This window comes from Chryseobacterium sp. CH21 (assembly GCF_004119445.1).
GTDB lineage: Bacteria > Bacteroidota > Bacteroidia > Flavobacteriales > Weeksellaceae > Chryseobacterium.
This window is the reverse complement of the sequence record NZ_QICI01000003.1, coordinates 58498-69909: the sequence shown is the minus strand read 5'-3', so window position 1 is coordinate 69909 and position 11412 is coordinate 58498. Positions and strand designations below refer to the sequence as shown.

Annotated in this window: 8 protein-coding genes; all 8 read right to left on the bottom strand. The window is 38.2% G+C overall.

Annotated elements, in window-relative coordinates; genetic code table 11:
• Positions 1–250: 250 nt before the first annotated feature.
• The 8 genes from BOQ62_RS00515 to BOQ62_RS00480 all read right to left on the bottom strand — a co-directional run bounded on the left by BOQ62_RS00515 (position 251) and on the right by BOQ62_RS00480 (position 11410).
• Positions 251–1918, bottom strand: a complete 1668-nt coding sequence (locus tag BOQ62_RS00515; protein WP_129036510.1) for a glycoside hydrolase family 28 protein — start codon at positions 1916–1918, stop codon at positions 251–253.
• A gap of 1 nt (position 1919) precedes the next feature.
• Positions 1920–2621: a rhamnogalacturonan acetylesterase gene (locus BOQ62_RS00510; RefSeq protein WP_129036509.1), complete on the bottom strand. Its 702-nt coding sequence runs from the start codon at positions 2619–2621 to the stop codon at positions 1920–1922.
• Between the two features lie 423 nt (positions 2622–3044).
• Positions 3045–4688 (bottom strand): glycoside hydrolase 43 family protein, encoded by a 1644-nt coding sequence (locus tag BOQ62_RS00505; protein WP_129036508.1) that lies wholly within the window; start codon positions 4686–4688, stop codon positions 3045–3047.
• Positions 4689–4742: 54 nt separating this feature from the next.
• Positions 4743–5948 (bottom strand): glycoside hydrolase family 105 protein, encoded by a 1206-nt coding sequence (locus BOQ62_RS00500; RefSeq protein ID WP_129036507.1) that lies wholly within the window; start codon positions 5946–5948, stop codon positions 4743–4745.
• Positions 5949–6006: 58 nt separating this feature from the next.
• Entirely contained in the window at positions 6007–7065 is a 1059-nt protein-coding gene (locus BOQ62_RS00495; protein ID WP_228413483.1) for a DUF4861 family protein, read from the bottom strand.
• Positions 7052–8467 (bottom strand): polysaccharide lyase family 1 protein, encoded by a 1416-nt coding sequence (locus tag BOQ62_RS00490; RefSeq protein WP_129036506.1) that lies wholly within the window; start codon positions 8465–8467, stop codon positions 7052–7054. The genes BOQ62_RS00495 and BOQ62_RS00490 overlap by 14 nt, the downstream gene beginning before the upstream one ends.
• A 20-nt stretch (positions 8468–8487) precedes the next feature.
• Entirely contained in the window at positions 8488–9498 is a 1011-nt protein-coding gene (locus BOQ62_RS00485) for a pectinesterase family protein (RefSeq protein ID WP_129036505.1), read from the bottom strand.
• A 76-nt stretch (positions 9499–9574) separates the two neighbouring features.
• Positions 9575–11410, bottom strand: coding sequence for a RagB/SusD family nutrient uptake outer membrane protein (locus BOQ62_RS00480; RefSeq protein WP_129036504.1), 1836 nt, complete (start codon positions 11408–11410; stop codon positions 9575–9577).
• Positions 11411–11412: the final 2 nt, after the last annotated feature.

Genomic DNA, 11412 nt, shown 5'->3' with positions numbered 1-11412 from the left:
ACCTTTGGCGCTTAATGATTCACCCTGTTTCTTGTGGATTAATTAATACTATAAAGTTAATTTACGTAATTCAAAAAACTTTATAATACAAACTAAAGGGCGCAAAATGATAATGATGTATATTATTTTCAAGACGCAAGAAAATCAAAGATTTTCAGCAAGATGATAGGCTTTCAATTGTATTGAAGATAAAATCTTTGTGTCTTAAAAGCGCTGTTAATTTAATCTTTTGAGTCTTTGCGATAATCAACTATTTTACTGAGTTCTTAGCTACCTCGGTTCCTACAGAAACTGTGCTTTTATCAGATAGTAAATCTTTAGGTACTGCAACAGCTCCGGTTTTGTTTCCTAAGACTTTGATATAAGGTTTGGCTGGCGATTCAAATTTTACGGTAGACAGATTAATGTTTTTACTGTTATAAACCGTTGCTCCTGTTCCTTCCGTATATTTCAGGGTTACATTCTTTAATTGAATTCCATCTGCATCTACAATTGTCAATGCTTTTTTGGTATCGAATTTTGAATCTTCAATCACAATGTTTTTAAGATTCATTTCGGAAAGCCCAAACAAGGTAATCGCTTCGTAAGAGTTGACTGCATTGATGTTTTTAAAGAAAATATTTCTGAAAATCGGAGTTTCTTCTGTTACGGGATATACTTTTTCAGGCGTTTTGTTTCCTTCCTGTTTCTGTCCGTCTTCTAAAACCGGAGAAGAACCTTCGTAGAACATATTAAAACCAATCGTCTGTGTCGGAATATTAATCATATCAATATTTTTGATGTAAATATTTTCAACAATTCCACCTCTTCCACGGGTGGTTTTAAAACGAAGTCCGATATCTGTCCCGATAAAAGTACAGTCGGAAACATGAATATTTCTTGCACCGCCGGACATTTCGCTTCCTACAACAAATCCTCCATGACCATGATAAACGATATTGTTTTTGATGATAACATTTTCGGTAGGCATTCCTCTTTTTCTGCCGTCTTCATTTTTCCCTGATTTAATACAGATCGCATCATCACCCACATCAAATGTATTATCATAAATAAGTACATTTTTACAGGATTCAAGATCTACACCGTCACCGTTTTGAGAAAACCATGGATTTCTTACGGTAAGGTTTCTTAAAATCAGATTGGAGCACATCAGGGGATGAAGATTCCACGCCGGGGAATTCTGGAAAGTAGGACCATCCAACAAAACTTTGTCACAACCCACCAGACTCACCATCACCGGACGCAGAAAGTCTTTTACCGTGTTCAGTTCGTCTTTTGAAATCTTATCAGGAACATTGAAGCTTGAGCTGCTTTCAAATCCTTTTTTATAGCTTTCTGAAGGGTACCATGTTTTGCCGTCGGAAGATAATATTCCACCGGATTTGATGATTTCTTTCCATTCAGATTCTGCTACTTTGCTTTTTTTGATGGCTCTCCAGGCATCTCCGCTTCCATCAATGACTCCTTTTCCTGTGATAGCGATATTGGTTGCATTTTTTGCTGAAATAGGCGATTGGCAACGAGTTGTATTTAAGCCTTCAAAACTTACATCTACCAGGGGATAATCATTTTTATCTTTGCTGAAAATAATGAAAGCACCTTCTTCTACGTGAAGATTGATATTACTTTTCAGTTCAATAGGCCCGGTGAGCCACATTCCTCTGGGAACAATCAGTTTTCCACCTCCTTTTTTGCTGAGGTCATCGATTGCTTTTTTGAATGCCTGTGTATTTTTTACATTTCCCCCTGAAACTCCACCAAATTGTGTGATAGAAACGATATTGGCAGGAAAAGAGGTTTCCACAACCTGAGGCATTGTAAACTCAATGTTTTTATAAATATCCAGATTCTGAGCATAGGCATGCCCGGAAAACATCATGGTTACTGCTAAACTGATAATGGTAAGTGACTTCTTCATGTTATTTTTTTTGAGTTTTAATTATATTTTTAAATTCCTGATAGACCAGTGAGGCAACTATCTTTGCTCCCTCAGGCTGAAAATGGGTATTGTCTTTCTGCCCTTTAGGATAGGCTTCATACGTATTTTCCGGAAGATTCATAAAATAATGACTGGTAGTAAAATCCTGTCCTTTTTTGGTAAAATATTCCATGGATAATTTGTTTAAATCAATATAAGGAACGTTCATTTCTTTAGCAATATCAATAGGAGCCTGCCAGTATTCACCGTGTACATTTTCAAGTTTCCCGTCTTTCCAGGGATAATTTCTTGCTACAGGAGTTACAATAACAGGATTTCCGCCTTTTTGTTTTGTCTGGGAAACAAATAATCTTAGAAATTCTTTATATCCCTGAATATTCACATAGCGCTCCGGATGCTTTTCTGAACCGTCATTATGCCCGAACTGCATGATCACATAATCATTGGGTTGAAGGTGCTCATATACATAACGCCATCTTCCTTCCTGAAAAAAAGTTCTGGTACTTCTTCCACCATGAGCTCTGTCAACAACAACTACTGAATCTGTTGTGATAGCTGGCCTCAGAGTTGCAATGCTATCCTTTGCAAAGAAAGGCTGAAAAACCTGTCCCCAACCTGTGATGGGATACCGTACTTTCATATAATCTTTTCCTGGATCATAGTCTCCCGTGTAATCGGCCATTGTGGAGTCTCCGATAAGGTAGATATGCGTTACTTTTTATTCTGTTTTGATATTGTTTTTTTTGCATTATCCTGAGATTGGCATGCTGATAACAGAATTACGCTGAATAAAAATGAAACGGTTTTGTATATGCTTTTTTTCATGACTTTTTATTGGGTTATCGCAAAGGTTTTTAAAACGTTGGATGTATTTTAAGGTGCAAGAACATTTCGACTTCGCTCAATGGAAGATTTTCAGCAAGGGTGTGAAGGCTCTTTTTGTTTAGCATAGGTGGTATTCAATTTTATCGGAGATAAAATCTTTGCGTTCTTATAATTATTTATATTCTGATATCTCATTGCGCCTTTGCGTTTTCCAACATTACTTTATTCTTTTGTAGATGATTATGCTACTTTAAAACTGCTTAATTAGCATGCATTTTTATTATTTCTTAGTCATTCTAAACCAATCAAAATCGGCATATCCTCCGCGTGGGGCTTTTGTTGTGCTGATGCTGTACAGACCTACTTTTGCCCCAATCCATTTTCCTGGTTTTGCCTGGAAAATTTCACCTGCCTTAATGAAATCTTTACCGTTTTCGCTGTAGCTGAACTGGCATGAGCCATTAGGTTCATTTACATTCACTTTCAGGTAGACTTCGTTACTTTTTAACTGAGTTTCAAATAGTATTTTTTCTTCTCCTCCTTTATCTGCTTTTTCCGCTTTTCTGAGTTGGAGATAATAACCGTCAGGTTTGTTGGTGATCACCAAAGATGCATGATCTAATCCCATGATTAATAATCCTGCGGTTTTTCCTTCCTTAGCATCTTCGGGAATTAACTTCACCTTTGTGGAGGCTGCGAAATTGGGAGCTGGAAATTTTTGGGTTAAAAGATTTGGGATATTCCATAGATTTTTTTCTCCTTCCGGAATTTTTATAGAAAAGAGTCTTAAAAATTTTTGTCCGGGAAGTTTGGCTGACCAGACAATATTTTCATTGGCACTCCATTGCCACTGTAATCCTAATTTTTTCCCATCAAATTCATCTGTTTCCGGAGGAGTAGAAATAGGGTAGTATTGTCCAACGTCAGGTTTTTTATAGGTGGAAACAGGTTCGCCTATTCCGTTTCTATTATGATCAGTTCCCATTACCGGCCAGTCTTTTTCCCATTTCATCGGCTGCAGGTGAATGATTCTTCCTCCGGCATCCACATCCTGAAAATGATAAAACCAGTCTTCACCGGAAGGAGTATCTACCCACGCTCCCTGATGAGGTCCGTTGATGGTTGTTGAACCTTGTTCCAGTACTATTTTTTCATCATAAGGACCATAAATATTTTTTGATCTCAATACCAACTGCCATCCTGTAGCTACACCTCCGGCAGGAGCAAAAATGTAATAGTATCCATTTCTTTTATATAGTTTGGGACCTTCAACAGTAGGATGAGCATCATGGCCGTCAAAAACATGAACGCCTTTATCCAGAACTTTTGTCCCTTCTGGATTCATTCTGTTGAGAGTCAGAATGCTTTTTACTCCGGCTCTGCTTCCTGCCCAGCCATGAACAAGGTAAGCGTTTCCGTCTTCATCCCAGAACGGACATGAATCTATTAATCCTTTTCCTTCCATTACCAAGACCGGCTTTTCCCAGGTTCCCAACGGATCTTTGGTTTTCACCATGTAAATTCCAAAGTCAGGATCTCCCCAATAAATGTAGAATTCTCCTTTGTGGAATCTTATGCTTGGAGCCCAGACTCCATCCCCTCTTTTCGGAGTAGAGAAATGGTCCAGAGGAAGGATATCCTGAATGGCGTAATTGACCAGTTTCCAGTTGATCATATCTTTAGAATGCAGGATAGGAAGTCCCGGAGTTTCATTGAAACTGGATGCTGTCATATAATAATCGCTGCCCACACGAATCACGTCCGGATCGGAATAATCTGCATATAAAATCGGGTTCCTGTAGTTCTTTCTCTGATCGGCAGTCCAGACTTCGGAAATATAGTTTTTTTCCTGAGCCTGAAGATAGGCAGAAGCTACTGAACATGCTGTAATGGCAATGATATTTACAATACTTTTTGTCTTCATAGAATCAATTAAACATTAAAGTTATCTTGACAAGGATCAGTATTTCTTAATTTTTTATTTTTCAAATTCTAGACTAGCGAGAATAAAAGGACCTGTTCCTTTCGGATCATTGGAACGGACTTCTTCATTCACGTAATATTCATAAGAACCGCTTCTGTAAGGTGTTCCGCCTAATCCTGCCACTGCACAGCATTTATTTAAGCTTACTACACCATTTTCATCTACTGTGATTAGGTTTTTGATAATACCTTCATATCCCTTTTTTGCATAAGCTTTATAGGTTTTGGGTAAATATCCTTTGTTTACAGATTTTATCATTGTATATACAAACATTGATGAACCCGTTGCTTCCAGATAATTTCCTTTTTCTCCTCCTTTATCCAGTACCTGGTACCAAAGTCCTGTTTTGGAATCCTGTACTTTGATGACGGCATCACAATACGATTTTAAATAGGAAAGTAATTTTGCTCTTCCGGGATGATTCTGAGGTAAATAGTCCAAGACATCTACCATAGCCATTCCGTACCAGCCCATTGCTCTGGACCAGAAATTGGGTGAAAGTCCTGTTTTTTTGTCGGCCCATTGCTGTTGACGGCTTTCGTCCCAGGCGTGATAGAGTAACCCTGTTTTTTTGTCTAAAAGATGCTTTTGAATCAGGTCAAACTGGTTGATGATATCATTATAGGCTTTTTCAGCATCTTCTCCTTTTGAAAAATAGTGAGTGTAGTGTGCGTAAAATGGTTCACCCATGTATAAGCCATCCAGCCACATCTGGTTGGGATAAATTTTCTTGTGCCAGAAACCGCCTTCTGAAGTTCTTGGCTGACCATCTATCTGAGAACGCAGGGTTTGTAAGGCTTTTAAATATTTATCTTTTTTCTCCTGTTGATACAGGTAAAGAAGAATGTTCCCACAATTCAGCATATCGATATTGTATTTGGAAAGATCGTAAGAGACAATGCTTCCGTCTTCTTTTACCATGGTATCACCGAAGGTTGTGATATATTGATAATATTCTTTATTCCCTGTTTTTTCGTATAATCTTTCTGCTCCTTCCAGTACAATAGCGGTCGGATAGCTCCATTTCGGGGCTTTGTTATAATCCAGCATCCAGGCTTGCGGAAATCTTTTTATTTCAGAAAGAAGCATCCTTTGAGACCATGGAAGCTTAGCTGAAATTTTGCTGTTTGCTTCTGATTGTATTTCTGGTGAAGTGTTTTGCAGTGTTTTTTGTGCGCAGGAAAAAAGAATCCGGAACATACAGCTGCCAGGGCATATATTTTAATAGAGTTGTTGATAAAGTTCATGATTGTAAACTTTAAAGTTGATGAGTTTTATCGAGAATATCCAGTTTTTTATCCAGATCATGGTAAAAAGATTCTTCGGTTGTTAAGCCGTTGGGTTCCTGAGACCAAGCTCCCAGAAAGTAATAGGATACATTTTTAGTCTTTTTAAAAACAATGGTATGGGTGGATTTTGTTTTCACATATTTGTCAAAGCTTTCAAGAGGATAGAAGACTGCCATTCCCAGATTATCTTCTTTTTTGGCAAGAGTCTGCTGTCCATAGGTGGCAATATAAGCCCATTTTTTATTTTTGCTGATTCCCTGTTTCATCGGAATATCTTTGAAGGCAACAATTCCGGTGCAAAGACCTGAAAGACTATTGTTCAGATTCAAATCTACTTTTACGAAACGGTCTTTAGGAAAAATCGTCAGTTTTGACTGCAGATCTACGGCATTGCCCCAGGTTTTCCAGCCTTTGTAAGTAATAAGAGCATAAGACTGATTTTTTTCATTAATTACCTTTGCCGCTGTACTTTTTACGATTTTAAAGGTTTCAACATAATCATTCTGCTCATCATATCTGCCGTAAGAACCAATTCCAATAGTACGTCCGGATTTCAGAATGTCCTGTCCCCACGGAGCATCGTGATGATAAGATTCAAAGCCGTCTTGGCCTACTTCCGGCAATACGAGTCCTGTTACTTTTTTACCGAAAATATCTGTAGCATTTCTCCAGTCCAGATAAAGTCTGTAGCCAACCTGGTTATTTTCAAGACCAATTCCTTCGTATCTGATATAAGATGAATGATCGGTATGGGCTTCCGGAATTGTAAGCTCCTGAATATTTTTGAAAGTCCCTCCAATGTATTGACTGCCTTCCCATTTTCCGCCTTCTTTTACAGACAGTTCAGCGTAAGAAAATGGAGCTTTTGGGGTTTTCTTAATGGTTTCAATCACAGAAGTCTGTGCTGAAAGGTTTGCGCTGATAAAAGCTCCTGCTATAGCTATCTTAAATAAATTGAGTTTCATACTTTTTCCTGTTTTGTTACCGATTTCTGATGATGAGATTTCATGGTTATTAGTTTTGTTCATCAGTTATTGTACGGACAATATCATTCATGTAGACCTCTATATTGTCATAGTTTTTATCCAGATCTCGGCCGTTGGCATTGGCTGATTTTGGGTTCAAATGATGTTTTATTTCCCATTCATCCGGCATTCCGTCGTTGTCCGAATCGGGGAGAGGTTGTGTCTGTTTTAAAAAAGGAAATCCGCCTGCATCATTTTGTGAATCAATGATACCATTTTTACTTCCTTTTGAGCCTGTGTAAGTAAAGTTTCCGGTTTCAATATCTTTTAAAACATGGAGATCAACAGCATCTCTTACCAGGCTTGCTCCACTGGATTTGATCACTTTCCTGTAAGCTTCGCCTGCAGTATGGGTTTTAATGTTATTCTCAATATCATGAGATTGGTTGATTTTAATGGAATTTTTATCCTTTTCTGTTAAGTTATAGCTTGGTTTCATCTGGCTGAAAACACCTTCTGTCCAGTTATCTTTGGTAACTTCCGGGCTTCCTTCCATCACATTTCCGTTGATATAGTATTTCCCCCAGATATTATAAACTTCTGTTTTAGCGTTTTCATTTTTATCGATAGCGACAATCCTTTGTTTTGTTAGGGTTGCAGGCCCCGGTTTGTAATAATTATTAACAATATTTACGTTCATTGCTTCACCACCGTAGATGCTGTTGTGTCCCCAATTGTAGATCAGATTATTCCTGAAATCGGTAAGATCTGTCAGAGCAAATTTACTTCCTGCGTATTCACCCAGTCTTGGATTTCTGCTGTCGTGATGCGCATAGATATTATGATGAAAAGATGCGAATTTACCTCCTGCAATTCCACCATAGCCATGAGCTCCTTTCTGATGAACAGAATTTCTGAGACTTTCAGCGATGATACACCATTGAAGAGTCGTTTTTTCATTGGCATAAATAGAAACTGTTTCGTCTGTAGACCAGCTCATAGAAGAATGATCTACCATCAGATTTTTGATAAACCTTGCTCCCAAAGCATCGCCTTCAAACTTTTTCTGATCTCCCATTCTGAATCTCAGGAAACGGATGATAACATTGTCTGCGGCAACAAATGTTTCATAATTGGCAATCGTAATTCCATCTCCGGGAGCGGTTTGTCCGGCAATGGTGACATCGCCTTCTTTTATTTTTAAAGGAGACTGCAGGTAAATGGTTCCACTGGTTCTAAATACAATATATCTAGGGCCTTTTTGATTCAAAGAGAATCTTAAACTTCCTTCAGAATTATCGTCTTTCAGGTGGGTTACAAGATAGACCTTTCCACCACGTCCGCCAGTTGTGAATCTTCCAAAACCTTCAGCACCGGGAAAACTTAATACTTCCTGCGCATTAGTCAGCGTAGAAATACTGCATAAAATCCCTGTGGTGAATAGTTTGATGAAGTTTTTTGTCATGTTGAAGATTCTTGTATGAATTATTGTAAGCTCTTTTTTATATTCCAGTGATCTTTTCCTTTAAGAATGTTCTCCGGAGTGTATTTTTTTCTTTCTTCTTGATTTAATTGATGAGACCAAGGAACTCTTTGAGTCATATTGGCTCCGGCTCCTTTAGAATTACTTTCTGCGTACAATGTAGTCTTTTCTGCTTCCGTTTTGTTCCAGTTGTGCCATCCTTCAGCTTTTATAGTTGAATTGAGTTCACAGTCAATATAGACCGTTTTGGCAAAAGGTCTCCATGGTCTTCCCAGATACACGGAACGGTCTTTCGCATTCCCCATAATTTTTGAATTGATAAAAACAAACCCAAATTCATTTCCCTGTGGAGTAGAAGCGGCTGTCACATAGCTTGCCGTTTCTTTGGAGTAAATAATACAATTTTCAAAAACAGCTGTTCCTGCTCCAAAAATATAATCCGTTGTTCCTTCGATATAACAGTTTCTAAAATAATTTCTTGACGGTTTTGTTTTGTCTTCAAGATCCTGAACTCCTTTTAAATATAAAGTGTCCTGATTTCCTAAAAATCTGCAGTTTTCAAAAGCAATTCTGTCACCGGAAGTCAATACAGCAACGGCCTGTCCGACTCTTCCGGAACTGTTTTCAAATGAAATATTTTTTGCTGTAAAATCAGCTGAATAAATAAATATTGTGGATGAACCTGTAGTTCCGATTTCCTTTCCTTCAGCATTCTTTTTTGAGGCATAATCATCATAGGTAATGATCGTTTTTTCAGAATTTTCACCCTCCAGAAGAATAGCTCCTTTTGTTTCAGGGATGATAATTTTTTCTTTATAAATTCCGTTTTTAATAAAAACTTTTGTTCTCGTTAAGGAACTGTTTTCAATAGCATTGATCGCTTGCTGAATGGTTGTGAAATCACCTTTTCCGTCTTTCGAAACCACGATGATTTTATCGTTGATTTTGAAAGAAAGAAAACTGAAGAAAACAATCAGTAAAGCAGAACTTTTAAAAAGGACGGAATATTTCATAAAGCATTTTTTGAGGTAAAATACAGACTGATCTCTGTGGGAGGCAGCCTGTATTTTGATATGAATGTTGAACTATCTAGTATCCGTAATCCTGAGTAAGGTTATAATTTGAGTTGATCACATCCAGCGCAATAGGAAGAAGTTCCTTTTTGTTCGGCTGGAAATAATGCGCATAGCTTTTCACCGGATCTCCACTGATATAAGGCTGTGTCATGGCAAGTCTCCAATTTACCTTTGTATATCCTGAAGGTGTGGCAACGCTCTGATTAGGATTGTAAAAAACATCAGCTTTATTAATTCCGTTGACATATATATCCATATCTAGCACATTTTGCTGAGCAGTTTTTGTAGGAACATAATTTGCAACTGTGGAAGCTGGCTTTTTATAAAAGATGTATTCAGGAACGTTAGCATAAGCTCCGGTTCCATTCATGAAATCGGTAAGTTTCTGTCTGGTTTCATTGATCTTTGTCTCCAGAAGATTCCAGCGGATCAGATCATATTTTCTTAATCCTTCACCTCCAAATTCCAGTAATCTTTCCTGTACAACATATTTAAAGAATTCATTCTTGGAAGTGGGAATAGTTCCTACCTGACTTAAATTACCTGTGTAAGCTCTTTGCCTTACAGCCTTAACAGCATCAATGGCTTCTTGAGATGGCGCGCTGTGAAGTTCATTGTCAGCTTCTGCAAACATTAATAAAATGTCTGCATATCTTAGCAACGGCCAGTCTATTCCTAAGTTCTGAGAAGTTCCCGTAATGCTCGTCCATGACTTTCTGAATTTACCGTCATTCCAGTTGATGGAAGTCTGAAGATCTTCCTGCTTGCTTGTGCTCACCCTGAAAATAGCAATATTAACATCTCTCCTCAAATCATACTTGCTGAATTCATAGAAATAGGTTGGAATAGCACTGATCCCTCCGGCTGATTTCCAGTCAGAATCATCATGTCTTAACCCATTATAATATCCGATTTTTGAATCTGTTCTTGAGTTTCCACCAAACGCTCCGATGGCAAAAATAATTTCATTTGTTGTATCCGGAGTGTTGGTATGCAAGGATCTGAAAAGACCCTCGTAGCTGGTGTTCAGTTTATGCTGACCGGAATTGATGATGTCCTTACACTCATCATAAGCAATCTGGTAGTATTTCTGAGGATTTGTGCCTTGTACCATTAGCTGAGGACTTCTTCTCAAAGAATATCCGGCTCTTGCCAGTGCGATTCTGGCTCTTAATCCTTTTACTGCTGCTTTGGAAAGTCTTTGTGCAGTAGTTCCTCCTTCTGATTTCCATGGAACCAGTGCTGATGCTTTTGCCAAATCATCAAGAAGTTTTTCATAGATGACATCGCGGTCTGTTTTCGGAATATAAACGGATGGCAGATCTGCAGATGGAACATCCTGAAAAGGAACATCACCCCAGTTTTTAATAAGATCATAATAAAACAATGCTCTTAGGGTTAATGCTTCTCCCAGATAACGGTCCATTAGTTTCTTATCGGCTGCAGATCCGGTTTGATAAACTGGGGAAAGAGGAATGTTTTTGATCACAAGATTCGCTCTTTCGATACCTGTATAAGTATCAAGAAAAGGACGGAGTAATTCCGTATTGGTTGGAATAGCCCCAAAGCAGCTGATTCCCCTTCTGTCGTTGGCATTATAATCTCCGGATGTTCTGAGATCGTCTCCGGATTGAGAAAGAATAAGATTCATTCTTTGCCCATAGGTATTGTCACCCATAGCACTGTTATAGACCCCAACAAGAGCTGCAAAAGTGTCGGGTGCTGAGTCAAACTGTTGCTTCTCAGCAGTATTAGAAAGATTTTCTACCTCTAAATAGTCGCTGCAGGAATTAAGAGTAACTACACAGGCAAGAGATAAGAAAAGGCTTGAAAATTTATTTTTGTTCATAG

What these genes read in the sequence shown, in the direction of transcription:
- BOQ62_RS00500 (WP_129036507.1), bottom strand. Translation starts at nt 5,948, where the DNA reads ATGTTCCGGATTCTTTTTTCCTGCGCACAAAAAACACTGCAAAACACT.
- BOQ62_RS00480 (WP_129036504.1), bottom strand. Translation starts at nt 11,410, where the DNA reads ATGAACAAAAATAAATTTTCAAGCCTTTTCTTATCTCTTGCCTGTGTA.
- BOQ62_RS00485 (WP_129036505.1), bottom strand. Translation starts at nt 9,498, where the DNA reads ATGAAATATTCCGTCCTTTTTAAAAGTTCTGCTTTACTGATTGTTTTC.
- BOQ62_RS00495 (WP_228413483.1), bottom strand. Translation starts at nt 7,065, where the DNA reads ATGAACAAAACTAATAACCATGAAATCTCATCATCAGAAATCGGTAAC.
- BOQ62_RS00515 (WP_129036510.1), bottom strand. Translation starts at nt 1,918, where the DNA reads ATGAAGAAGTCACTTACCATTATCAGTTTAGCAGTAACCATGATGTTT.
- BOQ62_RS00510 (WP_129036509.1), bottom strand. Translation starts at nt 2,621, where the DNA reads ATGGCCGATTACACGGGAGACTATGATCCAGGAAAAGATTATATGAAA.
- BOQ62_RS00490 (WP_129036506.1), bottom strand. Translation starts at nt 8,467, where the DNA reads ATGACAAAAAACTTCATCAAACTATTCACCACAGGGATTTTATGCAGT.
- BOQ62_RS00505 (WP_129036508.1), bottom strand. Translation starts at nt 4,688, where the DNA reads ATGAAGACAAAAAGTATTGTAAATATCATTGCCATTACAGCATGTTCA.